Consider the following 23,970-nt stretch of genomic DNA (forward strand, 5'->3'; position numbering starts at 1 on the left):
ATCGAGGCCCTCCCCACTCGCCGCGGTAGAGTCACTCCACGATGAGACTCTCCCTCTACGAGTTCGAGACCGGGGCCGAGACGATCGGCGGTGACCGCGTCATCTACGACATCGCCAACGACACGGCCCGCTTCGGGGCCGCAGAGGTCGAGGGGCATGCGCTCGTGTGGCAACTCGACGCGACGCCCGCGCAGGCCGAAGGGGCACGCCTTTCCCGACGTGTCCAGCTCGATCCGTACGCCGACTGGGTGATGCGCTGCGATCGCATCGACTTCCCGCCCGACAGCACCGCCTACCGTCACACCCACCCGGGACCGGGGATCCGCTATCTCCTCCACGGCGAGCTCGACGTCACCACCGAGGGGAAGAGGCTCTCGTACGGCAAGGGCGGTACCTGGTTCGAGTCGGGCTCCGATCCGGTGCTTGCGGAGTCTTCACAGCACCAGCCAACGGCGTTCGTTCGCGTGATGATCCTGCCTGCCGAGTGGGCCGGAAAGCGCACGATCCGCTACGTCGATCCGGCCGACGACCACCGGCCGAAGCTCCAGAAGCCCACCGTCTACTTCGAGCATTCCATCCACCTGAGGTGAGAACCGGCGGGCAGCTGATCGTCGACCAGCTCGTCGTCCACGGCGTCGACGTGGCGTTCGGTGTACCGGGCGAGAGCTACCTCGCCGTGCTCGATGCTCTCCATGACGCGCCGATCCGCTTCGTCTCCTGCCGCCACGAAGTCGGCGCCGCCAACATGGCCGATGCCTACGGCAAGCTCACGGGTCGCCCCGGCGTCTGCATGGTCACGCGGGGCCCCGGGGCGACGCACGCCGCCGGCGGCATCCACACCGCCTACCAGGACTCGACGCCGCTGATCCTCCTGATTGGCCAGGTCGGGCGCGAAATGATGGAGCGCGAAGCCTTCCAGGAGATCGACTATAGGCAGATGTTCGGGCCGATGGCGAAGTGGGTGGCGCAGATCGACAGCGCAGACCGTGTTCCCGAGCTCCTCTCGCGGGCGTTCCATGTCGCGACAGCAGGGAGGCCGGGGCCGGTCGTGCTCGCCCTGCCCGAGGACATGCTCGTCGACGAGTCGAGTGCCGAGGACGCTGCAACGTACTCGGTCACCCGCGTGCATCCCGCTGCTACCGACGTCGACGCGGCACGAGAGCTGCTCGCGGGTGCCGAGCGGCCCCTCGTGATCGTGGGCGGGGCGCCCTGGGGCGCGGAGGCGAACGACGCACTGACGCGCTGGTGCGTGGAGAGCACGGTGCCCGTCGCGTCGGGATGGCGCTGCCAGGATTACGTCGACAACACGGCCGACGTCTATGTCGGTCATCTCGGGCTCGGCCCCGACCCTCGACTCGCGCAACGGGTGCGGGCAGCGGACGTGCTGCTCGTGATCGGCGATCGCCTCAGCGAGATCACGACCTCGGGCTACACCCTCCTCGAGGTTCCGATCCCGGCACAGTCGCTGATCCACGTTTCGGCAGACCCGAACGAGCTCGGACGTGTGTATGCGCCGACGCTGGGAATCGTCGCATCGCCCGACGCGTTCTCCCGGTCGCTCGCCGGCACGCCTGCGCTCGAATCGGGTCACCGGGAGGCCGAGACGCTGAGGGGTCGCGCCGACTACCTCGCGAACCTCGTCCACACTCCTGCGCCGGGCGACCTCGACATGGGCGAGGTGATGGCGACGCTTCGGAAGCGCCTGCCTGCAGACGCGATACTCACGAACGGGGCCGGCAACTTCACGGTCTGGGCGCATCGCTTCTTCGAGTTCCGGCAATACCGCACGCAGCTAGCACCGACGAGCGGGGCGATGGGATACGGCGTCCCGGCGGCGGTCGCGGCGAAGATCCTGTATCCCGAGCGAACCGTGGTCTGCATGGCGGGCGACGGGGATTTCCTGATGACAGGGCAGGAGCTTGCGACCGCGGTTCAGGAGAACGCGGCCGTCGTGATCCTCGTCGTCAACAACGGCATGTACGGCACGATCCGGATGCACCAGGAGCGTCACTACCCGGGGCGCGTCTCCGGGACGGATCTCGTCAACCCGGACTTTGCGGCGCTCGCCCGCGCTTTCGGCGCCCATGGCGCGCTCGTCGAGCGTACGGCCGACTTCGCCGCTGCGTTCGATGAGGCGCTCGACTGCGGCCGACCGGCGCTGATCGAACTCCGGGTCGACCGGGAGGCGCTGACGCCACGTCAATCCCTGTCAGAGGTCAGGGAAGCTGCGCAGGCGCGGCTGTCCCCGCCCTAAGATCCGCCAACCAACCGCCCTCACCAACGAGAAGGAGCAGCAGATGGCCAAGTCGTACGCAAGCACGGTGATCGGAGCATCGCCGGATGAGGTCTGGGCACACGTTCGGGATTTCAACGGGCTCGCGACGTGGCACAGCGGCCTCGTCGCCCAGAGCGAGATCGAGGATGGTCTTGCCGGCGATCAGGTCGGTGCGATTCGCAGTTTCACGCTGACCGACGAAACTCACCTTCGCGAGAAGCTGCTCGCGCACTCTGATCTCGAGCGTTCGTACACGTATGACTTCCAGAAGACGCCGTTCGACGTCGACAACTACTGCGCGACGCTGCGCGTGACCCCCGTCACCGACGGCGGCGGCAGCTTCGTCGAATGGTGGACGACGTTCGACTGCGATCGCGACCAGCAAGGGCACTGGACCGACTTCTTCGCTTCCCAGGTATTCCAGGGTGGCTTCGATGCACTCAAGGCCCATTTCGCCTGATCATGTCGACGCGTCGTGAGCTCCGGGTCGCAGGGCAGGCAGAGCCCATCTCGCACTTCACGGATGCGGTCGAGGCAGGCGGATTCCTCTTCGTCTCCGGCATCGTTCCCGTCGACGAGCAACGCGAGCTCGTCGGCGGAGACGACGTGGTCGAACAGGCGCGGTGCGTCTTCGAGAACATGCGCGCCGTGCTCGCCGCAGGGGGTTGCACGTTTGCCGACGTCGTCAAGGTGACGGTCTATCTGACCGATGTCGCTGACCGGCCTCTCGTCAACCCGGTACGCCAGGAGGTCTTTGGAGAGATCCGGCCGGCGTCGACGCTGGTCGAGATCTCGGCGCTCGTGATTCCGGGCGCGAAAATCGAGATCGAGTGCGTGGCACTGGTTCCGTCGTGAGCCTGCGGAACGAGATCTCGCTTCCGACGAGGCCGGTTCTCTCGCACTCCGCCGACGCCGTCCAGGCGAACGAGCTCCTGTTCGTCGCGGGGATTCTTCCCGTTGATGCGAGTGGGGCGCTCGTCGGTGAGGACGATGTGTCGAAGCAGGCGCAGTACGTGTTCGCCGAACTCGATCAGATCCTGGCCGCCGGTGGTTGCGACGGCACGGACGTCGCGCGCATCAACGTGTACCTGACCTCGATCGAGGATTCCTCGGAACTGGACGAGCCGCTCCTACGAACCTGCGGTTCGGCGCGCGCCGCAGGCACGGTCGTCGAGGTCAGGGCTCTGGCCGTTTCGGGCGCACGGATCGAGATCGACGCGACGGCGGTGAGGTCGCCGTGAGCGGCCACCACCCCGACGGCGGGCCGGATACCGCGGCCGCCGATATCTACAACGCCGGGATCACTTGGCTCGCGGAGCCGCTCCAGGGAGCCGCGGCAGGCCCGCTCGCGGGGCGGACGCTTCTCGTCAAGGATCTCATCGACACCGAGGGCATCCGGACGACCTACGGTTCGAGGATCTACACGGATCACATCCCCGCCCGACACGCCACGGTCGTTCAACGCGCTCTCGACGCGGGGGTGACCATTGTCGGCAAGGGCAACCTGCCCGAGTTCGCGTGGGGCGTGCTCGGCGCGAATCCCTGGTACGGGACGGTGCACAACCCGCTGCATCCGGGGAAGACGACGGGTGGTTCGTCGGCGGGCAACGCGGCAGCGATCGCCGCGGGTCTCGTCGAGCTCGGCATCGGAACCGACACCGGGTGCTCGATCAGGCTGCCGTCGGCCGCCTGTGGAACGGTCGGGCTCAAGTCGCAATGGGGGCTGCTTCCGCTCGACGGGGTCTTCCCGCTCTGCCCCTCACTCGATACGGTCGGGCCGATGGGGCGCACCGTCGAGGACGTTGCGCTGCTCTGGTCGGTGCTCGCTGCGACCGCTGCACCGGAGCCGCGCCTCGACGGCCTCACGGTGGGATTGTTGCGTCGCGCTCCCGACCTCGGCGACGGGCGCGAGACCGAGTCCAGCGACGCTGCCGATGCGTGGGTGGCTGAGCTGGAGCGCCTCGGTGCGAGGGTCGTCGAGTCGGCGATCCCGGCCGCGCAGGCGGACATCTGGCCACTCTTTCTCCATGAGGCTGCCTGGAGTCACCGCGAGACGTTCCCGTCCCGCGCCGACGAGTACGCCGACACGATCCGCCCGAAGCTCGAAGCAGCGCAGTTCGTCCCACCACGCGCGGTTGCCGCCGCTCGCGAGGCGCTCGCCGCGTGGCGCACCTACGTGCCAGAAGTCGACCTCTACGTCTGTCCGTGCTACGCAATCGACCTGCCGCTCGAGGACGCCGACGAGCTCGAGGTTCGGCTACCGCTCTCGTCCTTCCTGCGGTGGGTCAACCTGATCGGCTGGGCCGGCCTCGCTCTCGGGAACATGCAGTTCGTCGCGCCCGACGATCGTACTGTTATCGCAGCCGGCCTGGCCTGGGAGCGTCGGTAGAATTCGCGGCCGTGCGCCGGGTCTCGACAGCGGTCGTTCTCGCGGGCCTCGCGCTCGTCGTTGGCGGCTGCGGGAAAGACGAACCGGAGCGTTCGCCCCTCGCGGAGAGCCTCGCGGCACTCTGTGAGCAGGCGCGGGCCGACACCGAGGCGTTCGGCCTCCCGGCCGAGAAGGGGTTCGGCGTCATCGAGCCGGGTGCCGAGAGAGGGGTGCGCCTGGCTGCTGACATCAAGAAGCTGCAGAGCTCGACGCCGGCGGAGAAGGAGCAGATCGCCTCCCTCGCGGAGTATTTCCGCTTCTATCACAACGAGATCCGAGCCGGGACGAAGCTCTACGAGGCGGGGTACCCGGATGCCTACGCGATCACGGTCGCGCGGGCAAAGCCGTCGCTCGCGAGTGCGGAAGCGCTTGCAACACGGATGGGGGCACCTGAGTGCGCCGTGCGCCCGTTCCCTGACCGTTAGGGGCGCAGCTTCGGGGTTGTGAACCGTCGGCTCCCGGCTTCGGGATCACGCGAAGCTGCGAGGGACGACGTTTGGTGGCCACGGTGCGCTCTCTCACCGCGGCCCCTCACGTCCCGTCGAACTCGGGCTTTCGCTTCTCGACGAACGCTTCGACACCTTCGTGGAAGTCGTGCGTCTGCTGCATCAGCCCGTAGGCGAGGCCCTCGAGCTCGAGACCGACGTGGAGGGGGCCGTCATAGACCGTGTTCAGGACGCGCTTCGACATTGCAAGCGACAGGGGTGCATGGCGTGAGAGCTCGTCGATGAGCGACGCGACCGTCTCGTCGAGCTGATCAGGCGCGACGACCTCGGTCACGAGGCCGATCGCGAGAGCCTCGTCGGCCCTGACCCGGCGACCGCGCATGATGATGTCCTTTGCACGACCGACGCCGATGAGTCGGGCGAGTCGTTGCGTACCGCCCGAGCCCGGGATCATCCCGATCGTCGCCTCCGGCAGCGCCATCTGCGTGTCTTCGGCAGCGATCCGGAAGTCGCACGCGAGCGCGAGCTCGAGCCCGACTCCGAACACGTACCCCTGGAGTTTCGCGATCACCGGCTTCGAGCAGCGCTCCGGGGCCGCGACGTTCTTCGCGAGCTGCGAGACGACCCACGGTGACTTCGTCAGAAAACCGGCGATGTCACCGCCTGCGGTGAACTGGCCGCCCGCCCCGGTCAGGACGACGAACCGCACGGAGTCGTCACGGTCGAAGTCTGCGAACACCGCCGCGAGCTGGTCGCGCGCCAGCATCGACACCCGGTTGAACTTCCCGGGTACGTCCAGGGTGATCGTGGCCACGCCTCGATCGGCGTCGTGTTCGACCCGGAATCCGTCGAAGGTTTCGCCTCGTTTCTCGCCAACGGTTTCGGCTCGTTCCTCGCCGAAACCATTCGATGGGGCGTTCACGCGTCGGCTCGGGGTTTGGGGGTGTTCATCGGTAGCCTTTCGTCGTAGCGGCAGACACTTGTCGCACTATCTAACGCATTTCGGCCTCAGCCGAAATCGTTCGGAGGACTCGGCGCAGGATCTTCCCTGATGGGCTCTTCGGAAGCTCCTCCACCAGACGATATTCGCGCGGCCGCTTGAAGCGGGCGAGCGGCGAGGCGAGGCAGAACGCATCGAGCTCGTCCGCGGTGGTCTCTCCGACGACGACCGCAACCACGTGCTGGCCGAGTCGATCGTCCGGCGCCCCGACGACGGCTACCTCATGGACGTTCGGGTGGCTCGCAATGATCTCCTCGACCTCGAGTGGGTGGATGTTCTCGCCGCCGGAGATGATCATGTCGTCGAGTCGCCCGTCGATCCAGAGATCGCCTTCGTCGTCGAGGTGACCGACGTCGCCGGTGTGGTACCAGTCGCCTCGGATCGCTTTCCGGTCGGCATCGGGACGGTTCCAGTAGCCCGCGAAGGCTTCGTCGCTCGAGAGATGGGCGCAGATCTCGCCGTTGGGCTCGAGCTTGAGTCTTGCATTTGTGGCCGGTCGTCCGGCGCAGCCAGGCTTCACGGTCTGATCGTGCCCGATCGAGAACGTGTAGATCTCGGTAGAGCCGTAGTGGTTGACGAAGACGTCGGGGTGGAAAGCGGTCACGCATCGGGCCACGAGAGAGGAGGTCATGGCCGACCCGGCATAGCCGAGTATCCGGACGCTCGACAGGTCGCGCTCTGCGATTGTCTCGGAGGCGACGAGATCGTAGAACAGGGTCGGAGCGAGATAGAGCGACGTTATCGACTCCTGCTCGATCAGCCGTAGTGCCGCGTCGGGATCCCATCGTGCCTGAGGGACGTAGCACCCGCCGATCGTGTGCATCGCGAGGAGCGAGTGAATGCCCATCGTGTGGTAGAGCGGCATGACGCCGAGGGTGCGCTCGGCGAGGAGGTAGCCGTGCTGAAGCGCCTGGCTGAAGCCGCCCGCACGGTCGGCAGCGTGGCTTCGTGGTACTCCCTTCGGGCGCCCGGTGGTCCCGGACGTGTACAGGAGGAGCGAGGTCTCGCGTTCGTCGCGACCGAGGGCACCGGCGTGTTCCGGCCCGTCGGGGAGCGGATCGCCGTCTCGAATGACGATCGAGGCGCCAGCGTCGTCAATGCAGTAGTCGAGCTCTTCCTCGGAGAGTCGCCAGGAGAGCGGGACGAACACGGCACCCGCCCACTGGGTCGCCCAGTAGAGAAGTGCGGTCTCGAGCCGGTTGTCGAGCACCGCGGCGACACGGTCTCCGGGCTCGACGCCAAGGCCTCCGGCGATTCGCGCCACGCGCGGGAGGAGCGCGTCGTACCGGATCCGTGGGAAGGCATCGAGCTCCGGGTGTCGTTCGCACGCTGCGAGGAGGGACTGCGCGAGATTCACTGTCCGGTCTCCCGTTGTCGTGACCGCTCGTCACGCGCTTCCTCGATCGCGGCGACAATGGGGGCATAGCCCGTGCAGCGACACAGCTGACCGGAGAGCATGTCCACGATCTCCTCGTGTGACGGGTCGCAACGAGACAGGAGATCCTCGGCCGCGATCAGGATCCCGGGCGTGCAGAAGCCGCACTGGAGCGCGTGATGGCGCTTGAACGCCGCCTGGAGTGGTGAAAGTCCGTCATCTCCTGCGAGCGACTCGACGGTCTCGACGACCGACCCGTCCACCTGAACGGCGAGGAGGCAGCAGCCGCGAACCGAGACAGTATCGAGCTGCACCGTGCACGCGCCGCAGACGCCGTGCTCGCAGCCGACATGGGTGCCGGTCAGTCCGAGCCGGTGACGGAGGAAGTCGGTCAAGAGCAGACGCGGCTCGACGTCCTCGACGACCTTTCGCCCGTTGACGGTCAGCGTGATCCTGGTCATGCCGCACGCTCCCATGCGCGGAGGAGTGCCCGCTCGACGAGCGTGCCCGTGAGTGCGCGGAGGTACTCCGGCGTCGCGTGGATCGAGCCTCCCGGGTCGACGGCAGCTGCGGCGAGCGCCCCTGCCTCCCGCGCCACGGCCGGCGTGACGAACGATCCGTCGAGCGCCGCTTCGACGTCGGCGAAGCCGGTCGGCCGGTCGGTCACCGCTCCGATCCGGATCCGAACGTCCGCCGCCATGTCCTCGACGCGCTTCACGACGACTGCCACCATCGAGAGGGCGTAGTCGCCGGCGCGGAGAGCGAACTCCTCGAAAGCCGCGCCCTCGAACTCCTCCGGCGGTGGCCAGAGGGTCTCGACGACGAGCTCTCCCGGCTCGAGCGTCGTCAGGAAATGCGTGACGAAGAATGCGTCGGGATCGATCTCTCGACGCCCACGCGGCCCTTCGGCCACGATCGTCCCGCCGAGAGCGGAAAGACAGAGCGGGATCTCGGCCGAGCCGTCCGCGTGGGCGACGCTGCCGCCAACCGTCCCACGGTTCCGGGTCACGAAGTGACCGACGAACGGCATCGCCTCGCGGAGCAGAGGATGCGTGCGGACGTCGTGCTCGAGCGTCGTCTGGCGCACCGTGGCACCAACTCGAAGAACGCCGTCCGACTCGATCCCGTCGAGCCCCGCACGATTGAGATCGACGAGGAGTGTGGGACGGACGAGGCGCATGTTCAGGGCAGGAACAAGGCTCTGGCCGCCCGCGATCGGCTTTGCGTCCTCGTCACGACCGATCGCCTCGATCGCCTCCTCGAGCGACCGGGCGGCAACGTACTCGAAGGCAACGGGCTTCACGTAGCGCCTTGCCCGTTCAGCAGTTGCCAGACGCGTGGCGGCGTCAGCGGGAGCTCGACGTCGTCGCGTGCGATCGCGTCGGCGACGGCGTTCGCGACGCAGACGGGGGCGCTCATCGTGTTCCCCTCGCCGATCCCCTTCGCTCCCAGCGCCGTCACGGGCGACGGTGAGGAGAGGTGGCCTATCGTCAACGCAGGGATATCGGGTGCGGTGGGGGTGAGATAGTCCACGAGCGACGCCGTCATCAGGTTGCCCCACTCGTCGTAGACGTGGCGCTCGTACAGGGCGGCAGCAAGACCGTGGGTGAAGCCACCCATCACCTGTCCGTCTGCGAGCAGCGGATTGAGGAGACGCCCGGCATCGTGGACCGTGATGTAGTCGAGGACGCGCACCTCACCCGTCTCGCGATCGACGTCGACGGCGCAGATGTCGACGATGAAGCCGTGGGACGCGGAGGAGGCGATGCGATCTTCGTCGTCGGGAGGATCGAGCGTCGGCGGTGCCCAGAACGCAACGGCCGAGAGGCCCGGCTCCTCGCCTGCGGGCAGCCCTTCGGGGTTCCAGTGCGCCATCCCGGCGACCCGCCGCAGCGAAAGGGCGTCGTCGCCCGCGTGCGCGCGGATCGCATCGATCTTCGCCCGCAGCTTCAACGCGGCGGCTTGCACCGCGCCAACGGCGACGCCGGAGAACCGCGACGAATAGCTACCCGAGGCAACCGTCCACGGAACGCTGGCGGTGTCCATCTCCGACAGCACCGTTATGTCGTCGGGCGTGCAGCCCAGCGTATCCGCGACGACCTGGGCGCACACGGTGCGATGTCCCTGCCCCTGCGGCGTCGTTGCGAGCCGCACTGTGATGCCGCCGAGGGGATTGATCGAGATCGAGGCGCCCTCGGCGTTCCCGGACTTCGGCAGCGTGAGCGCACGCTCGTCGGCGGTCTGAGCGAGCGTGATGTAGCCCATGTTCGAGATCGAGGGCTCGACGATGCACGCGAGTCCGATCCCGGCGAGGCGACCGTCGGCGCGGGCCATCTCCACCTGCGTGCGGAGCGCTGCGTAGTCGGCGAGTTCGAGAGCGTGGTCGAGACAGGCGGCGTAGTCGCCCGAGTCGTACAGCGCTCCCGACGGGGTGCGATACGGCATTGCCTCCGCGGGGATCAGGTTGCGCCGCGCGAGCTCGGCGGGGTCGATGCCGAGCCGGCGGGCGGCGATGGCCATCGTGCGTTCCAGGCCGAAGTAGAGCTGTGGCCCACCAAAGCCGCGGTTCAGGCCGGAAGGCTGCGTGTTCGTCAGGACAACCCGATTTCGAACCGCTACGTTCGGCACGGTGTAGGCACCCGAGAGCGACCCGTGCATGCGGTACAGCGTCGCGGGCTCGGGCGCGCGAACGTAGGCGCCCACGTCCTCGATCGCGTCGTAGCGGAGCGCGATCAGCCGACCGTCCGTCGTGAAGCCAGCCTCGACCTCGGTCGTTCGGCCCGTCGCCGCTGCGCTCGAGGCGAGATGCTCCAGTCGATCCTCGATCCACGTGACCGGGACACCGAGATGTCGTGACGCGAGGCCCATCAGGACGATGTACGCGAACACCGACGACTTGACCCCGAAGGAGCCGCCGGAGTCCGGCGGTGTGAGGAGCCGAAGATGGTCGCCTTTGAGTCCGAGTGCGGCTGCCGCGACACCGTGCAGCGTGAACGGTCCCTGGAAGTTCGCCCAGGTCGTCAGCCGCCCGGCCGTCGCATCCCAGTCGGCGACAACGGCGTAGCACTCGACAGGCGTGCACGTGAAGCGGGGAACGTGGAACGTCTGTCGGAGGACGAGATCGGCCTGGGCCATCGCCGTGGCGACGTCTCCGTACGCGAAGTCTCGCTCGTGCACCGGATGTGCCGCAGCCGCGACGGGGTCGAGGACGGCGTCGAGCTGGTCATAGTCGACGTCGACGAGCTCGGCAGCATCCTCCGCGAGATAGCGGTCGCGTGCGACCACGACGGCGATCGGCTCGCCGACGTACCGCACGGTGTCGATCGCCGTCGCGTACTGGGGCACGCCGCTGTCGATCCCTGCCGGGAAGGGACGAGACAGCGCCATCACGTCGGCGCCGACGAGGACGCCGATCACTCCCGGCGCGTCGAGAGCAGCGCTCGCATCGACCTCGATCCTGGCGTGCGCGAGCTGCGAGCGAACCACGGCGGCGTGGTAGCTGTGCGCGACCGGGGAGAGGTCGTCGAGGAACCGGCCCTCGCCGCGGAGCAGCGCGTCGTCTTCGAAACGCTGCAGGGGCCGCCCGACCCAGGGCTCTGAGCTCGCGGACATCGGCGTCATCGTCGCGGTTTCTGAGCGGGCGTGGCAATCGTCCGTTCGGACGAGGGGCACTGCCGGAGTGTGCGGCCTCTGAGGCTTCCTCGCTTCAGCGAGGCTGCGGAACGGATCGGGCGCCGCTCCAGCCCCTGGCTGACCCCCGGCGCCACGTCCCTGGCACTACCCGAGCAGGCCGCGGTGTCGAGCGGTGTACGTTGCCTCGGAGCGCGAGCTCGCACCGAGCTTGCGGAAGAGGCTCCGGGCATGGGTCTTCGCGGTCGTCTGGGAGATTCCGAGGCTGTCGGCGATCTGCCGGAACCGCATCCCGCGATCGAGGCACGAGAGCACGTCGAGCTCGCGGGGGGTGAGAGCCGTCTCTTGTCTGCGAGCGCGGCTCCTTGGGAGCCACGACTGGCCGCGCGAGACAGCGTCGACCGCCAGCGAGAGCGCATCCTCGACGTCGGCTCGTAGGACGAATCCCGTCGCGCCCGCTGCGAGGGCGACGCCGAGGCTGTCGCCGCCGTCGTGCGGTGCGACGACGAGCAGCGGCGCGTCGACACCGGCGGCTCGGAGCTCGCCGATCCACGCGTCGATCCGTCGCCCCCCGAGTGCGAGGTCGCCGATCACGACGTCCGGGGCGCGCAGGGGGCCGGACCGAACGGCGTCCAACGGCGAGCGGGCGAGAGAGGCGCGCGCAAGCCCGGTTTCTTCGAGGAGTCGCGCGATGCCGTGGCCGACGAGCGGGTCGTCATGGCAGACGAGCACAGCTGTCAGTGAGATCTCGTCAGGTTGGTCAAGCGCGAGTGAAAGCCCTCCGAGCAACGGCTCGACGAGGGTGCACGCCTCTGCCGCAGTTGGACCCGTCGAATCGAAGTGGAGGTTGAGCGCCCCGTCGCGTCCCTCCGCATGACGCAGCGGCAGCGAAGCGCCGGAGCGGAAGCCATGCTCGCGCACGATCCGATCGAGCGGTCGCGAGAACCCGCGACGCTGATCGAAGTCGGGCGAGACGAAGACCTTTCCGTCGGCAGCGCTTCGATGATGCGTCGACGTCCCGAGCGGGAACCGCGTCCCCGGCCCGAGCAACGCTTCACCGCGCGCCTCGATGATCTCGAACGCGTCGTCGCGGAGATCGATCTCGGAGATCGAGACTCGTGCAGCCCCGACCGCCTCGAGGATCCCGTCCGCAACCTCGGAAAGGCTCGGCTCGCCGTTCGTGAGCATCTGCTCGATCTCACTGATCATCTCGGGCTGCGCCACCGCTCGACCGTACCACCCTCAGCGGGAGTGTCGTACGGCGGCGAGAGCGATTTCCTCGTCGGTTGGTCCGCCGTGCTGGAGCGCCCTGAAGGCGATCAGCACCGCCCGGGGGTCGCGGGCGTGGCGCTGTGCTGCGAGTGTGAGCGGCTCGCGGACGGCTCCGCCGCAGTGGGCACACGGCCAGTAGAGCCGCGACATCAGCGTCGCGGCTCGCCCGTCCGGGTACATGCGGAGGATCTCGAGGATCGTCGTCGAGCCGCGGATCTCCCTGCGCACGGGGTCGCCGTCGACGACGCCGTGCGCAAGGCGGAAGCCAGGGAGGGCCGTCCGGGACGGTTCCGGAGTCGACGTCTTATACCGCCGCGTGCGCGAGGATGCTCGGATCGGAGCTCGCCATCCGAACTGCGTTCTTCGGCAGCTGGTAGCGGGCGTAGGGCAGGATCGCCACCTTCGCGTCTGCTCCATGACGGGCCATCGCGGCCGCGAAGGCCTCGTCCAGTGACGTCGTCGCGTCGAGCCCGATGTCGGCTGCCATCCCGAGGTTCTCTTCAAGGGTCACGATCGTCAGGTGCTTGCGCGTCATCACCTCGTAGATCGGCACCCAGATGCAGCCTGCCCACATCTGGATCTCGCGCTTGTGGATGTCGTGCAGCACGCGCTGGTAGTTCTCGGTGCTCGGCGGCATGTACGGCGTCATCAGGTCCATCAGCGCGAAGCCGGGGAAGTCGCCAATCGCAGTCGAGACGCCGGGGGACGGGCTCGTGTAGATAATCGTGCCGCCGTCCTTCAAGACGAGATCGGCCGACATGCACCCCCATCCTGTGTGGAAGAACAGGTGGTCTGTGGGCGCGAAGACGCCGCAGATGACGATATCCGCCTGGCCGTGCTCCTCCACCCAGCTGTCGTACGCGTAGATCGCGTTGAAGCGGCGAATCGCCTCGCGGTGTGCCTCGGGGTGCGACCCGAAGATGCAGTCGATCACGCGACCGTGGGTGTCGAGGATCACGTTCATCGTGCAGTCGAGCCCGCACATGGTCGCTACCTCGTCGATGTCCGTGCGCATCGGGCCGGCGTAGGCACCGTAATGGGTTTGCGGCGAGGTGACGAACGCGCAGTGGTTCGACTCGATCGTCGCGTCCGAGACGACACCGGGGAGGATGAGCTTGCCGCCGCCGCCGGCGCCCCAGTGGTTTGCCTGCGCCTGCCCGATTGTGATCTTGAGGTCGCTGGAGGCGACCTCCGTGTGCAGCCACACGGGCGTGCCGCCCGACGAGACGCCGACGAAGGTGTACGCGTCCGCGTTCTGCGGGTCGTTCTGGTGGAAGGCCCAACCGTTCGCCTCCATCCGGGCGAGGTTGGCGGGGCCGATCTTCTGCTCCATGTCCGCCTCGGACATCGGGAAGACCTTGCCGTTCGCGCACACGACCCGGACGTCGGTGACCCCGGCCGCCTCGATCGCGTCGAAGACGGGCGGGAGCAGCCTGGACGATGGAGTGGGCCGGAACTGATTGTCGATCACGACGGCAATGCTCTGCTTCCCGGCGAGGAGCTCCGCGAACGTCGGCCCGTCGAACGGCTCGGCGAGCGCCCGGCGCGCAGCCTCGGTCGAGTCGCCTACCGGTGCCGGTTCGTCCGGGTAGATCGCAGCCACGAGATTGGCGGCCGGGATATCGAGGTTGAGCGTGTCTCGGTGCTTCTTCGAGTCGTCATCGGTCGCGCCGATAGCCAGGGGATCCATGGACTCGTACGGGATCACGGCGTGGTAGGTGTCGCTCATCTGCCCTCCAGGAGTGTCGTTGCGTCCGTCTCGAGGCTAGGTGCTCGGAGTGTCGGCGGTCAAGGAGATGATCCCGATAGCGCCCGTCGACTGCCTCGTCCCAATGGACGAGGCAGGCATGAACACACGTCGGAAAGAATCGATAATCGTTGAGTTCTCGGTTGTATCTGTCTCGTCTGGTTGTTAGGTTCGTGTCGTCTTGAGCGACCGAATCGCACAGCTCGATATCCGACGGCTTGCTCCGAAGCTCGTCGTCGGTCTGCTCGTGGGCTTCGCGCTCCTCTACATCGTCGTGCTCGCGAACCCGACGCCCGACATCGGCGGCAACTGGCGCACGACGACGTTCGGCTCGGCGATCGACGACTGGCAGAGCTTCACCCGCACGCTGCTGAACGGTCTCACGTTTGCCGGGCTGCTGTTCATCGTGGCGAGCGGGTTCTCCCTCATCTTCGGGCTGATGCGCGTGGTCAACATGGCCCACGGCTCCTTCTATCTCCTCGGCGGCTACATCGCCTACGAGGTGCAACAGAAGATGACGGGCTCGGGGTACTCGATCGCCGGTGTCGAGGTCAACACCTGGGAGTGGGTGTTCCCCGCCCTCATCGCCGCCGCGTCGATCGCCCTCGTCGGCCTCGTCGTCCAGCAGGTGTTCCTGCGTTGGAACCAGGGACAGGAGCTTCGACAGGCACTGATCACGATCGCGATCTCCGTGATCATCGCCGACCAGATTCTCGCCCACTTCAACGAGGGTATCGCCTCGAGCGTCACGTGGCCCGGCTGGACGAACCGGCTCGTCGAGCTGCCGCTGCTCGGGATCCAGTACTCGCTGGCCCGCCTGATCGTGTTGTTCCTCGGCCTCGCCGTCGGGCTCGGGCTCTGGATCTGGCTCTATCGCACGCGCACGGGCATGGTCATCCGGGCCGGCGTCGACGACCGGCAGATGACCTCGGCACTCGGCGTCAACATCCAGCTCACGTTCGCCATTGCCTTTGTCGTCGGCTCGTCGCTCGCAGCGTTCGGTGGTGCCGTCGGCGCCTCACAGGGTGCGGTTGCCGCGGGCCAGGACGGCCAGTGGCTGCTCAACTCGCTCGTCGTCGTGATCATTGGTGGCCTCGGCTCGCTGCTCGGTGCCGCAGCGGGCTCGCTCCTCTACGGGCTCGTCTTCTCGTTCTCGGCGATCTATCTCCCGACGATCGGCGGCAACTGCTGCACCCAGTACTCGATCGTCTTCACGTTCGTCCTGCTCGCTCTCGTGCTCGCGTTCCGCCCGCAGGGGTTGTTCGGGAGATTCTCGTGACGCGCGGTCCGAAGGCTGTTACCGAGCGCGCCATCGGCTTCGGAGGGCTCGCCCTGGCGTTGATCGCCCCGCTGGTCTTCAATGCCTACTGGGTCGATGTGATCCTGACGCAGGCGCTGATAGTCGGGATCGCGGCGGCGAGCATGATCTTCCTCGCCGCGTACGGCGGGATGATCTCGCTTTCCCAGACGATGCTGATGGGTGCGGCGGGCTTCATGATCGGCAACATGGTCACGAAGGGTGGCGCCGGCGGCGAGACGAAGGGATTGACGCTGGGCTGGGACCCGACCCTCGCACTCGTCCTTGCGCTCGCCGGGACGACGCTCCTCGGTGTCCTGCTCGGCGCCGTCGCGGCGCGCAGCACCGGGATCTACTTCCTGATGATCACCCTCACCTACTCGGTTGTCGGCTTCTACTTCGTCGGCCAGGTGACGGTCGTGTCGGGCTTCTCCGGGATCGCGAACATCAACAGCTACACCCCACCGTTCGTCGGGGATATCGTCGAGAACCGGAATCGGCTCTACTACATCGCACTCGGCGTCGCAATCGCTGTGTACGCGTTCATCCGGTTCGTGATCAGGACGCCGTTCGGCCTTTCATTGCAGGGGTTGCGTGACGAGCCGGTGCGCATGAGCTCGCTCGGCTACGCCGTTCCCCTACACCGGACGCTCGCCTTTGGCCTCGCAGCATTCATGGCCGCGCTCGCCGGCATCCTCCTCGTCTGGTGGCAGGGCCAGATCGCTCCCGGCGACATCGGCTTGCAGGCGACCATCGACCTCCTGATCGTCGCGGTGATCGGCGGACTGACGCGCGTCGAGGGCGCGTGGGTCGGCGCGCTCGCTTTCATAGTGATCAACAACTACATCCGGGACAGCTGGCTCACCGACCTGCTCGACACCGTCCGAATCGGTGGCAGCTTCCAAACAATCATCGGGCTCATTTTCCTCGTCATAGTGATTGTCTCTCCCGACGGCCTGATGGGCGCCTGGGACAGACTGTGGGGCCTGAGATCCGGTACCGACAGCGGCGAAGGGCCGAGCGTGACTGCGATTCCGGCCGGGGAGAAGTTGGTGTGAAAGGAGGCTGGTTGCAGATCATCAGTTGGGGTCAGTTCGAAGGTTTCACGTTGTTTGTCATCATCAACCAAGGAGGGCAACAGGCATGAGAGGTATTTCACGCCACTGGAAGCTCGTGCTTCCGCTCGGTGTGCTCGTGGTCCTGGCGACCGTCGTCGTTTCCACGTCGTTCGCGGCGTCGAAGGCGAAGACGGTCCGGGTCGCGATCATGACCGACTGCAAGGGCGGCTTCGGGTTCGGCTATGAGCCGGACATCGGTGGCGCACAGGCAGCGTTCGCCAACTACGCGAACGGCAAGGTCAAAAACAAGAAGAAGCCGTCGGCAGGCATGACGGGCATCCGGGTCGGCAACACGGATGTCCAGATCGTCGGCTACGGCTGCGGCGATGACACGGTTCCGACCGCTGTCAAGGAGACGCGTCGCCTGATGGAGCAGCTGAAGGCGGACGTGATGGTCGGCCCGCTGTCCGGTGACGAGGCCGTCTACGTTGCGAACTACGCGAAGAAGCATCCCAACAAGACGTTCATCATCGGCACTGCCGGGTCGCAGGATCCGACGTTGCAGATCGCACCGAAGAACATGTTCCGCTATCACGGCGACGGCGCCCAGTGGAACGCCGGAATCGGTGAGATCGCGTACAAGAAGCTCGGTTGGCGCAAGGCCGCCATCATCATGGACGACTACAGCTTCGGCTGGACGTCCGGGGCCGGCATCATCGCCGACTTCTGCGCGATCGGCGGCAAGATCACGAAGCGCGTGTTCCCGCCGCTGAACACGACGGACTACTCGTCCTACGTGCAGCAGCTGCCCGCACCGGGCACCGTCGACGGCACTTTCTGGGTCGTCGGTGGAACGGGCACAAGTGCGGCTCTGACCGCGTACGAGCAGGCAAACGGCGCACTCAAGCCGAGCCAGCACATCGGCAACCTGTTCTTCGCCTTCCTCGGCGCCGACAAGGTCGTGGCTCCCAAGGTCGCCGGCTCCTACCTCGGCGGCTTCGGCACGGCTCCCGGCCTCAAGACCGGGCAGGCGAAGATCTACGAGAAGGTCGTCGCTCGCTGGTATCCCGGACTCAACGGTGGCAACTACGCCGACGGGTTCGTCTACAACTACTACAACGCCGCGTGGGCGCTCATCCAGGGCCTCACGGTGTCGAATGGCCAGACAGGGGCGGCTCTGCACGCGAAGATGCCGAAGACGCTCCGCTCGGGCTACGAGGTGTCGGACAAGGGCTCGGTCAAGCTCGATGCGAACCGGCAGGCGATCCAGGACCAGTACCCGCTCCAGCTCGTCAAGAACGCTGACGGGAGCGTTGCTCCGGTCGTCATCGGCTACGTGCCGAACGTCAACCAGTCGTTTGGTGGTCTGTTCACGAAGAACAGCCCGGCGCCTGGTCGTACGCAGCCCAAGTGCGTGAAGAAGAAACTGCCCTGGCAGGGCAAGATCAAGGTCGTCAAGAACGGCATCATCTACCCAACGGTCATCAAGTAGGCGGAGTGACCGCAGTAGCTGAAAACGGAGTGGGGGTCGGGCTGAAGCCCGACCCCCACGCTGTGCCCGACGAGCCGATCCTCCGCTTGCGGGGGGTCGGCCGGCGGTTCGGCGGAGTTCAGGCCGTACGCGACGTCGATCTCGACGTCGCGTACGGCGAACGCCGTGCGATCCTTGGCCCGAACGGGGCCGGCAAGACCACGCTCTTCAACCTCGTCGCCGGCGACTTCCCCCCGTCTGCCGGAACCGTCGAGGTCATGGGCCGCGACGTCACGCACCTCCCCGCGCGCGTGCGGCCGAAGCTCGGCCTGGCACGGACGTATCAGAAGACCCGCCTCTTCCCCGGTCTCTCGGTCGAGGACAACATCTTTCTCGCGATCGTCGGTCGCGACGGCGGGCGCCTGCGGATAGTCCCCCATAAGCAGAACCGCGTCGTGCGCGAGCGTGCGCGAGCCGCGGCCGAGCGCGTTCTGCTCGGTGACAAGGTCGACACGTTCGTTCGCGACCTCTCCCATGGCGAGCAGCGCCAGCTCGAGGTCGGGATGGCGAGCGCCGTCGAGCCCAAGCTGATGCTGCTCGACGAGCCCGCATCGGGTCTCTCGTTCGGCGAGCGGGAGCGGCTGACAGAGCTGCTGCTCGGCCTTCCGGAGGACGTGACGTTGATCCTGATCGAGCACGACATGGACGTCGCGCTCACCGTCGCCGGCTATGTGACGATGATGCACGACGGCCGGAAGGTCGTCGAAGGCACGCCTGCCGAGATCCGCGGCAACCAGATGGTGCACGACATCTACCTCGGAAACCGTTTTCACGCGGAAGACGTGAGCGCCAGGGAGGAGGGCTCGTGAGCGACGTCCTGCTCGAGATCGAGAACCTCGACGCGTCGTACGGCTCCGCGCGAGCGCTCGAGGGCGTCTCGTTCTCGATGGCCACCGAGGCCGTCTCGGTGATCGGGCGCAACGGCATGGGCAAGACGACGTTGTGCAATTCGATCATGGGCATCGAACCACCGAGTGCGCGCGGGTCGATCAGGTTCCGGGGAATCGAGCTGCTCGGGAAGCCGTCCTACAAGATTGCCGGCACCGGCATCGCGTACGTCCCGCAGGGGCGGCGGCTCTTCCAGTCGCTGACAACCGACGAGCACCTGAAGATGATCAAGACGCCGCGATCGGGTCGCTGGACATCGGCTGCCGTCTACGAGCTCTTCCCTCGTCTCGCCGAGCGCAAGAAGGTGAGCGCGACGCAGCTCTCCGGTGGGGAGCAGCAGATGCTCGCAATCGGCCGCGCGCTCCTGACGAACCCCGATCTCCTGATCATGGACGAGCCGTCCGAGGGCCTCGCGCCGACGATCGTCGAGCAGGTGATCGCAACGTGCCAGGCGCTCGTCACCGAGGGAATGGCGATTCTGCTCGTCGAGCAGAATCTCGGCGTCGCCACCGAGGTCTCCGCGCGGCAGCTCGTCATGGTCGCCGGGCGGATCGCTGCGGAAACGACGGCCGACGAGCTGATGAGCGACCCCGACGCGCAGCGCCGCTATCTCGGCGTCGAGCCGCTCGCAGCGAGTCACTAGCCGCCCGGAGCACCGCCTTCGCGGCGGTGTGGTAGACCACTTCAATCCCGGAGTCGAAACGGAGGTGCCCATATGCCCACAGTCGTGCTCGTCGGAACGCTCGACACGAAAGGCCACGAGTATGCGTACCTCGCGGACCGGATCCGTGAGGACGGCGTCGGCGTCGTCCTCGTCGACGCCGGGATAGTCGGCGTCCCGCAGATGACGCCCGATGTGAGCAGGGAGGAGGTTGCGGCTGCAGCCGGCGCGGACGTCCAGGCACTCGCGGACGCGGGCGATCGCGGCGCGGCGGTCGAGACGATGGCGCGCGGAGCGGCCGAGATCGTGAAGCGTCTGCACGCCGAGGGTAGGCTCGACGCGATCGGCGGCCTGGGCGGCTCGGGCGGATCCTCGATCGCGACCTACGCGATGCGTCAGCTGCCGATCGGCGTGCCGAAGCTGATGGTCTCCACGGTGGCGTCAGGCGACACGAGCCCTTACGTGGGGTCGGTCGATGTGACGATGATGTACTCGGTCGTCGACATCGCGGGCGTGAACAGCATCTCGGCGAAGATCATGACGAACGCGGCCGCAGCCCTCGCCGGCATGGCGAAGGCGTCGGTGCCGCCGCTCGGTGAGGCGAAGCCGCTGATCACCGCGTCGATGTTCGGCGTCACGACCGCCGCCGTGACGACGGCCCGGGAGCGGCTCGAGGAGCTCGGGTACGAGGTGCTGGTCTTCCATCAGACCGGCGCCGGCGGCGGCTCAATGGAGGCGCTGATCGAGGCCGGGTTCATCACGGGGTCGCTCGACGTCACGACCACCGAGTTCTGCGACCTCGTCGCAGGAGGGGTGCTCGCGGCCGTGCCCGACCGTCTCGAGTCTGCAGGGCGGCGAGGTGTCCCGCAGGTTGTGTCGCTCGGCGCGCTCGACATGGTCAATTTCGGCCCGCTCGAGACCGTGCCCGAGCGCTATCGCGACCGGAACCTCTATGTCCACAACCCCACCATCACGCTGATGAGGACGACTCCCGACGAGTGCCGCGAGATCGGCCGGATCATCGCAGGCAAGCTCAACGCAGCAACCGGGCCGACCGAGCTGTTCGTGCCGTTGCGCGGCGTGTCGGCGATCGCCACCGAAGGTCAGGTCTTCTACGACACGGAGGCGGACACTGCACTGTTCGACACGATCCGCGAATCGATCGACCCGTCGAAGGTCGTGCTCCATGAGATCGACGCCGACGTGAACGACCCGACGTTCGCGCTCGCGATGGCGAACCGGCTGCACGAGCTAATCGAGGCTGCGGCATGACGAGGTCAGAGGCACTCTCGAATCTGCGCGCCCAGATCGCGGCCGGCAGCCCCGTCATCGGTGCGGGTGCCGGCACCGGGCTCTCTGCGAAGTTGGCGGAGGCCGGCGGAGCCGACCTGATCATCATTTACAACTCGGGCCGCTACCGCATGGGCGGCCGCGGCTCGCTCGCGGGCCTGATGCCGTACGGCGACGCGAACGCGATCGTCGTCGACATGGCACGTGAGGTGCTTCCGGTCGTCAAGAGCACGCCCGTGCTGGCGGGGGTGTGCGGCACCGACCCGTTCCGCCTGATGCCGGTCTTCATCGCTGAGTTGAAGCGGATGGGCTTCAGCGGAATCCAGAACTTCCCCACGGTTGGCCTGATCGACGGCACCTTCCGGGTCAACCTGGAGGAGACCGGGATGGGATACGGGCTCGAGGTCGATGCGATCCGCATCGCCCACGAGCTCGATCTCCTCACGGCCCCGTATGTCTTCAGCGACGACGACGCAGTGGCCATGGCGGAGGCCGGCGCAGATGTGCTCGTTCCGCACATGGGGTTGACCACGGGCGGTTCGATCGGGGCGGACACGGCGAAGACGCTCGCCGACTGCGTTCCGCTGATCCAGGGTATGCACGACGCGGCGAAGCGGGTCAATCCCGATGTGATTGTGCTCTGCCACGGCGGGCCGATCGCCGAGCCGGATGATGCCGCCTACATTCTCGCGCGCACGGAGGGTGTCGTCGGCTTCTTCGGAGCGTCGTCGATGGAGCGCCTGCCGACCGAGGTAGCAATGACAGAGAACATGAGGCGGTTCAAATCGATTCCCGTGAAGGGGGCGTAACGAGATGGCAGGAGCATTCAAGCCGGCGAGTTCACTCTCGCGCGACGACCACGACTGGGGCGTGTTCGCCCAGATCAGCGGACCGCGTGACGGCCTCTCCGGGATCGTCGCGATCGAGGCGACGTTCCTCGCGGGCAAGTGTCACGATTTCCACCGCCATCCCGGCCAAGAAGAGGTCATCTACGTGATCGAGGGCACGATCGAGCAGTGGCTCGGAGAGGAGAAGCAGACGCTCGCGGCTGGTGACTCGGTCGTGATTCCGGCCTCCGGAGTGCATGCGACGTTCAACGACGGCGCTGCACCTGCCAAGATCCTTGCGATTCTCTCTCCCTCGGTCGGCGAGGACGGCTACGGCGTGGAGGACGTCGCAGGCGACGAGCCCTGGGCATCACTACGCTGATGCTGGCGATACAGGTTCACGAGGGCGGCGAGCTCCGCCACGAGGCAGTGCAGGATCCGGTTGCGGCTCCGGGCGAGGTCGTCGTCGAGCTCCGGGCGGCTGCGCTCAACCGCAGGGATCTGCTGGTAGCGGGTGGCACCTACCCGTTCTCGCTCCCCCTGATTCCGGGCTCCGACGGTGCCGGCGTGCGGCGTGATACGGGCGAGGAGGTCGTGATCTACCCGGCGCTCCGGTGGGGTCCGCACGAGGAGGCGTTCGGCGCGGACTTCCAGGTTTTAGGCGGCCCGCGGAACGGCACCTACGCGGAGCTCGTTGCCGTTCCCGAGGCCAACGTGTTCGCGAAACCTGCGCGGCTTTCGTGGGAAGAGGCGGCTGCGTTCCCGCTTGCGGCGCTGACCGCGTACCGCGCGCTCTTCTCCCGAGGTGGGCTTCGAGGCGGCGAGACGGTGCTCGTACTCGGTGCGGGGAGCGGCGTCTCGACCTTCGCTGTGCAACTCGCGGCCCAGGCAGGCGCGCGCGTCCTCGTCACATCGTCCTCTGCCGACAAGATCGAGAAGTCGGTTGCGCTCGGTGCAGAAGGAGGCGTCAACTACGCGACTGAAGATTGGGTCGCTGCGGTGAAGGGACTCGGCGGCGCTGATCTCGTCGTCGACTCGATCGGCTCGACATGGCCGCAGTCGCTCGACTGCCTGCGTCCGGGAGGACGGGTCGTCGTCTTCGGCGCCACGGGCGGTACCGAGGCAACGATCCCTGTGCGGCCCTTCTACTTCGGCCAGTGGTCGCTGCTCGGGACGATGATGGGCAGCCCGAGGGACTTCGCGGGGCTTCTCGCGGCTCTCGATTCCGGCACTTGGCGACCCGTGATCGACTCCGTTTCGCCGCTTGCCGAGGCCGCACGTGCGGTTGCAACGATGGCGAGTGGGCAGCATTTCGGCAAACTGGTGCTCTCGTGCAGCTGAGCACAACAGAGTGGGGGGATCCGACCGGACAGCCGGTCGTATGTCTGCACGGCGTGACGGGCCATGGGCGACGCTTTCGGCGTCTCGCCGAGGAGCGCCTCCAGAGGTACCGGGTCATCGGGGTCGACTACCGAGGGCACGGCCGTTCGGGCTGGGAGCCGCCCTGGAGCGTCGAGCAGCATGTCGCCGACCTCCTCGAGACGACCGACGCACTCGGGATCTCCGAGGCGGCGTGGATCGGGCACAGCTTCGGCGGAAAGCTCGTCGCCGAGGTTGCCGCCCGCCAGCCGGATCGCGTGGTGTGTGCGGTCCTGCTCGATCCCGCGATGCAGCTCGACGCTGCCGTCTCGGGCGAGCGGGCCGATCTGACGCGCGCGGACGTCTCGTTCGCGAGCGCAGACGAGGCAATCGAGGCGCGGCTCGGCGACGGCTCGCTCCACTCGACGCCGCGCGAGACGCTCGAGGAGGAGGCGCGCGAACATCTCGTCGAGAGCCCGGACGGCCGTTTCCGCTGGCAGTACTCGCCGGCAGCCGTCATCGTCGCCTGGAGCGAGATGGCGTCGTCGACGCCGCCGTGGCCGAGGTGCCCGACGCTCGTCGTCTGCGGCGAGCGCTCGTGGATCCCTGTTGTCGCGCCGCGGAACGGCCACGTCACTCGGACCGATGTACCCGGCGGCCACAGCGTCCTCTGGGACGACTTCGATGCGACAGCCGACGCGATCGTGCAGTTCCTCGGCTGACGTTCAAGCCTCTGACGTAAGGATGCTGGCGCAGGCGAGCGGGCCGCCGTCTGCCTCTGCCGATAGGGTCGCTGCGTGATCATCTCGCGAATAGCGTTGATCGTGTCTGCGGCTGCTGCGTTCGCTTGGACTGTGAAGGCCCTTGTGATCTGGGAGGCCGGAGG

Annotated in this window: 25 protein-coding genes; 17 read left to right on the plus strand and 8 right to left on the minus strand. The window is 67.2% G+C overall.

All coding sequences use genetic code 11. The annotated features are described in order from the left end of the window. Nucleotides 1-41 precede the first annotated feature (41 nt). The 7 genes from ABIR74_RS04630 to ABIR74_RS04660 are packed head-to-tail and all read left to right on the plus strand — an operon-like array spanning nucleotide 42 to nucleotide 5,128. Nucleotides 42-590 (plus strand): hypothetical protein, encoded by a 549-nt coding sequence (locus ABIR74_RS04630; protein ID WP_348175451.1) that lies wholly within the window; start codon nucleotides 42-44, stop codon nucleotides 588-590. Then, on the plus strand, nucleotides 587-2,254 hold the full coding sequence (locus ABIR74_RS04635) for a thiamine pyrophosphate-binding protein (protein ID WP_348175452.1): 1,668 nt from the start codon (nucleotides 587-589) through the stop codon (nucleotides 2,252-2,254). Before ABIR74_RS04630 ends, ABIR74_RS04635 begins: the two co-directional genes overlap by 4 nt. A 43-nt stretch (nucleotides 2,255-2,297) precedes the next feature. Continuing rightward, complete coding sequence (locus ABIR74_RS04640) at nucleotides 2,298-2,735, plus strand: SRPBCC family protein (RefSeq protein ID WP_348175453.1); 438 nt, start codon at nucleotides 2,298-2,300, stop codon at nucleotides 2,733-2,735. A gap of 2 nt (nucleotides 2,736-2,737) precedes the next feature. Continuing rightward, a complete protein-coding gene (locus ABIR74_RS04645; RefSeq protein ID WP_348175454.1) occupies nucleotides 2,738-3,130 on the plus strand; it encodes a RidA family protein in 393 nt (130 codons plus the stop codon). Continuing rightward, nucleotides 3,127-3,516 (plus strand): Rid family hydrolase, encoded by a 390-nt coding sequence (locus tag ABIR74_RS04650; RefSeq protein WP_348175455.1) that lies wholly within the window; start codon nucleotides 3,127-3,129, stop codon nucleotides 3,514-3,516. The genes ABIR74_RS04645 and ABIR74_RS04650 overlap by 4 nt, the downstream gene beginning before the upstream one ends. Then, nucleotides 3,513-4,664: an amidase gene (locus tag ABIR74_RS04655; protein ID WP_348175456.1), complete on the plus strand. Its 1,152-nt coding sequence runs from the start codon at nucleotides 3,513-3,515 to the stop codon at nucleotides 4,662-4,664. Before ABIR74_RS04650 ends, ABIR74_RS04655 begins: the two co-directional genes overlap by 4 nt. An 11-nt stretch (nucleotides 4,665-4,675) precedes the next feature. Continuing rightward, nucleotides 4,676-5,128: a hypothetical protein gene (locus ABIR74_RS04660; RefSeq protein WP_348175457.1), complete on the plus strand. Its 453-nt coding sequence runs from the start codon at nucleotides 4,676-4,678 to the stop codon at nucleotides 5,126-5,128. Nucleotides 5,129-5,234: 106 nt separating this feature from the next. Here the strand turns inward: ABIR74_RS04660 and ABIR74_RS04665 are convergent, their stop codons facing one another. From ABIR74_RS04665 to ABIR74_RS04700, 8 genes are all read right to left on the minus strand, one after another. After that, the gene (locus tag ABIR74_RS04665; RefSeq protein ID WP_348175458.1) at nucleotides 5,235-5,963 is read right to left on the minus strand and encodes an enoyl-CoA hydratase-related protein; all 729 of its coding nucleotides are present in this window, start codon (nucleotides 5,961-5,963) and stop codon (nucleotides 5,235-5,237) included. 178 nt (nucleotides 5,964-6,141) lie between these two features. Beyond that, on the minus strand, nucleotides 6,142-7,506 hold the full coding sequence (locus ABIR74_RS04670; RefSeq protein ID WP_348175459.1) for an AMP-binding protein: 1,365 nt from the start codon (nucleotides 7,504-7,506) through the stop codon (nucleotides 6,142-6,144). Further along, nucleotides 7,503-7,985: a (2Fe-2S)-binding protein gene (locus ABIR74_RS04675; protein WP_348175460.1), complete on the minus strand. Its 483-nt coding sequence runs from the start codon at nucleotides 7,983-7,985 to the stop codon at nucleotides 7,503-7,505. The genes ABIR74_RS04670 and ABIR74_RS04675 overlap by 4 nt, the downstream gene beginning before the upstream one ends. Continuing rightward, complete coding sequence (locus ABIR74_RS04680; RefSeq protein WP_348175461.1) at nucleotides 7,982-8,827, minus strand: FAD binding domain-containing protein; 846 nt, start codon at nucleotides 8,825-8,827, stop codon at nucleotides 7,982-7,984. Before ABIR74_RS04680 ends, ABIR74_RS04675 begins: the two co-directional genes overlap by 4 nt. Further along, nucleotides 8,824-11,136, minus strand: coding sequence for a xanthine dehydrogenase family protein molybdopterin-binding subunit (locus tag ABIR74_RS04685; protein ID WP_348175462.1), 2,313 nt, complete (start codon nucleotides 11,134-11,136; stop codon nucleotides 8,824-8,826). Before ABIR74_RS04685 ends, ABIR74_RS04680 begins: the two co-directional genes overlap by 4 nt. A 165-nt stretch (nucleotides 11,137-11,301) precedes the next feature. Further along, nucleotides 11,302-12,378, minus strand: coding sequence for a LuxR C-terminal-related transcriptional regulator (locus ABIR74_RS04690; RefSeq protein WP_348175463.1), 1,077 nt, complete (start codon nucleotides 12,376-12,378; stop codon nucleotides 11,302-11,304). 18 nt (nucleotides 12,379-12,396) lie between these two features. Beyond that, a complete protein-coding gene (locus tag ABIR74_RS04695) occupies nucleotides 12,397-12,654 on the minus strand; it encodes a hypothetical protein (RefSeq protein WP_348175464.1) in 258 nt (85 codons plus the stop codon). 76 nt (nucleotides 12,655-12,730) lie between these two features. Further along, the gene (locus tag ABIR74_RS04700) at nucleotides 12,731-14,155 is read right to left on the minus strand and encodes a lactate racemase domain-containing protein (RefSeq protein ID WP_348175465.1); all 1,425 of its coding nucleotides are present in this window, start codon (nucleotides 14,153-14,155) and stop codon (nucleotides 12,731-12,733) included. A 199-nt stretch (nucleotides 14,156-14,354) separates the two neighbouring features. On the opposite strand from ABIR74_RS04700, the gene ABIR74_RS04705 reads away from it, so the two are divergent. From ABIR74_RS04705 to ABIR74_RS04750, 10 genes are all read left to right on the plus strand, one after another. Next, nucleotides 14,355-15,452 (plus strand): branched-chain amino acid ABC transporter permease, encoded by a 1,098-nt coding sequence (locus ABIR74_RS04705; RefSeq protein WP_348175466.1) that lies wholly within the window; start codon nucleotides 14,355-14,357, stop codon nucleotides 15,450-15,452. Beyond that, on the plus strand, nucleotides 15,449-16,528 hold the full coding sequence (locus tag ABIR74_RS04710; RefSeq protein WP_348175467.1) for a branched-chain amino acid ABC transporter permease: 1,080 nt from the start codon (nucleotides 15,449-15,451) through the stop codon (nucleotides 16,526-16,528). Before ABIR74_RS04705 ends, ABIR74_RS04710 begins: the two co-directional genes overlap by 4 nt. An 85-nt stretch (nucleotides 16,529-16,613) precedes the next feature. Next, entirely contained in the window at nucleotides 16,614-18,020 is a 1,407-nt protein-coding gene (locus ABIR74_RS04715) for an ABC transporter substrate-binding protein (RefSeq protein ID WP_348175468.1), read from the plus strand. A gap of 5 nt (nucleotides 18,021-18,025) precedes the next feature. Further along, nucleotides 18,026-18,868, plus strand: coding sequence for an ATP-binding cassette domain-containing protein (locus ABIR74_RS04720; protein WP_348175469.1), 843 nt, complete (start codon nucleotides 18,026-18,028; stop codon nucleotides 18,866-18,868). Beyond that, on the plus strand, nucleotides 18,865-19,590 hold the full coding sequence (locus ABIR74_RS04725) for an ABC transporter ATP-binding protein (protein ID WP_348175470.1): 726 nt from the start codon (nucleotides 18,865-18,867) through the stop codon (nucleotides 19,588-19,590). The genes ABIR74_RS04720 and ABIR74_RS04725 overlap by 4 nt, the downstream gene beginning before the upstream one ends. Before the next feature lie 72 nt (nucleotides 19,591-19,662). Next, entirely contained in the window at nucleotides 19,663-20,880 is a 1,218-nt protein-coding gene (locus ABIR74_RS04730) for a Tm-1-like ATP-binding domain-containing protein (protein ID WP_348175471.1), read from the plus strand. Further along, nucleotides 20,877-21,707 carry a phosphoenolpyruvate hydrolase family protein gene (locus ABIR74_RS04735; RefSeq protein ID WP_348175472.1) on the plus strand — a complete coding sequence of 277 codons (831 nt, stop codon included), beginning with the start codon at nucleotides 20,877-20,879 and terminating at the stop codon, nucleotides 21,705-21,707. The genes ABIR74_RS04730 and ABIR74_RS04735 overlap by 4 nt, the downstream gene beginning before the upstream one ends. A gap of 4 nt (nucleotides 21,708-21,711) precedes the next feature. Next, the gene (locus tag ABIR74_RS04740) at nucleotides 21,712-22,107 is read left to right on the plus strand and encodes a cupin domain-containing protein (protein WP_348175474.1); all 396 of its coding nucleotides are present in this window, start codon (nucleotides 21,712-21,714) and stop codon (nucleotides 22,105-22,107) included. Beyond that, nucleotides 22,107-23,066, plus strand: a complete 960-nt coding sequence (locus tag ABIR74_RS04745; RefSeq protein WP_348175476.1) for a zinc-binding dehydrogenase — start codon at nucleotides 22,107-22,109, stop codon at nucleotides 23,064-23,066. Before ABIR74_RS04740 ends, ABIR74_RS04745 begins: the two co-directional genes overlap by 1 nt. Further along, the gene (locus ABIR74_RS04750; RefSeq protein WP_348175477.1) at nucleotides 23,057-23,806 is read left to right on the plus strand and encodes an alpha/beta hydrolase; all 750 of its coding nucleotides are present in this window, start codon (nucleotides 23,057-23,059) and stop codon (nucleotides 23,804-23,806) included. Before ABIR74_RS04745 ends, ABIR74_RS04750 begins: the two co-directional genes overlap by 10 nt. The last annotated feature ends 164 nt before the right edge of the window (nucleotides 23,807-23,970 follow it).

Source organism: Gaiella sp. (assembly GCF_039915195.1).
In the GTDB taxonomy this organism is placed as follows: domain Bacteria; phylum Actinomycetota; class Thermoleophilia; order Gaiellales; family Gaiellaceae; genus Gaiella.

Bases quoted from the DNA above. Each gene is read 5' to 3' on its own strand.
- ABIR74_RS04630 (WP_348175451.1), top strand. From the start codon at position 42: ATGAGACTCTCCCTCTACGAGTTCGAGACCGGGGCCGAGACGATCGGC.
- ABIR74_RS04640 (WP_348175453.1), top strand. From the start codon at position 2,298: ATGGCCAAGTCGTACGCAAGCACGGTGATCGGAGCATCGCCGGATGAG.
- ABIR74_RS04645 (WP_348175454.1), top strand. From the start codon at position 2,738: ATGTCGACGCGTCGTGAGCTCCGGGTCGCAGGGCAGGCAGAGCCCATC.
- ABIR74_RS04675 (WP_348175460.1), bottom strand. From the start codon at position 7,985: ATGACCAGGATCACGCTGACCGTCAACGGGCGAAAGGTCGTCGAGGAC.
- ABIR74_RS04685 (WP_348175462.1), bottom strand. From the start codon at position 11,136: ATGTCCGCGAGCTCAGAGCCCTGGGTCGGGCGGCCCCTGCAGCGTTTC.
- ABIR74_RS04700 (WP_348175465.1), bottom strand. From the start codon at position 14,155: ATGAGCGACACCTACCACGCCGTGATCCCGTACGAGTCCATGGATCCC.
- ABIR74_RS04715 (WP_348175468.1), top strand. From the start codon at position 16,614: ATGAGAGGTATTTCACGCCACTGGAAGCTCGTGCTTCCGCTCGGTGTG.
- ABIR74_RS04730 (WP_348175471.1), top strand. From the start codon at position 19,663: ATGCCCACAGTCGTGCTCGTCGGAACGCTCGACACGAAAGGCCACGAG.
- ABIR74_RS04735 (WP_348175472.1), top strand. From the start codon at position 20,877: ATGACGAGGTCAGAGGCACTCTCGAATCTGCGCGCCCAGATCGCGGCC.
- ABIR74_RS04740 (WP_348175474.1), top strand. From the start codon at position 21,712: ATGGCAGGAGCATTCAAGCCGGCGAGTTCACTCTCGCGCGACGACCAC.
- ABIR74_RS04745 (WP_348175476.1), top strand. From the start codon at position 22,107: ATGCTGGCGATACAGGTTCACGAGGGCGGCGAGCTCCGCCACGAGGCA.